This window comes from Sandarakinorhabdus rubra (assembly GCF_010994245.1).
Classification (GTDB): Bacteria; Pseudomonadota; Alphaproteobacteria; order Sphingomonadales; family Sphingomonadaceae; genus Sandarakinorhabdus; species Sandarakinorhabdus rubra.
This window is the reverse complement of record NZ_WMHO01000473.1, coordinates 1-566: the sequence shown is the minus strand read 5'-3', so window position 1 is coordinate 566 and position 566 is coordinate 1. Positions and strand designations below refer to the sequence as shown.

Genomic DNA, 566 nt, shown 5'->3' with positions numbered 1-566 from the left:
GCCGGCGCTGGTGGGCCGGCCGCTTTCGGCGCGGCTGGCATGACGGGCCGGGCGCCGCTCATGCCGCGCCGGCAGCCGGGCTCAATTCTGGCCGAACGGTTGCAGCACGCGCCAGATGAAGGCCAGCGTCGCCGCAAAGAGGCCGACGGCGCCGGCATGCATCAGCAGTTCGCCGGATTTCATCGCCTCGTTGCCGATATAGTTGGTGACCGCGCACCCCACCGCCGCCACCATATATTGCCAGAGATGATCGCGCGGTTCCCCCTGACTGCGCTGCAGGAACAGCACGATGAGACCTGCAAAGGTCATCACCGTCAGCCAGTCATAAGGTGTTTCCAAGCGCCATACTCCCCAAGCACTGTGTGTATAGCAAGATGCAGGAGGCTTGCCACGGGATTTGCGTGGGCGGGGCTGCGCCGTTTCGGACCCTTTGCCAGCCCGGTGCCGCAGTGAACCGCCCCCAAAGCATCTCGGCGCCTGCCAACGAACCGCGCCAGACCGCGTCGGTCGCGACGCCCGTGACGGCGGCGGTGGCGGCGGCCGAGACCGTGCCGCCCAGCTCCGGC

Annotated in this window: 1 protein-coding gene; it reads right to left on the bottom strand. The window is 67.8% G+C overall.

Translation table 11 applies throughout. The annotated features are described in order from the left end of the window. Window positions 1–81 precede the first annotated feature (81 nt). Window positions 82–339, bottom strand: a complete 258-nt coding sequence (locus tag GJV64_RS15365; protein ID WP_164158393.1) for an XrtV sorting system accessory protein — start codon at window positions 337–339, stop codon at window positions 82–84. Window positions 340–566 lie beyond the last annotated feature (227 nt).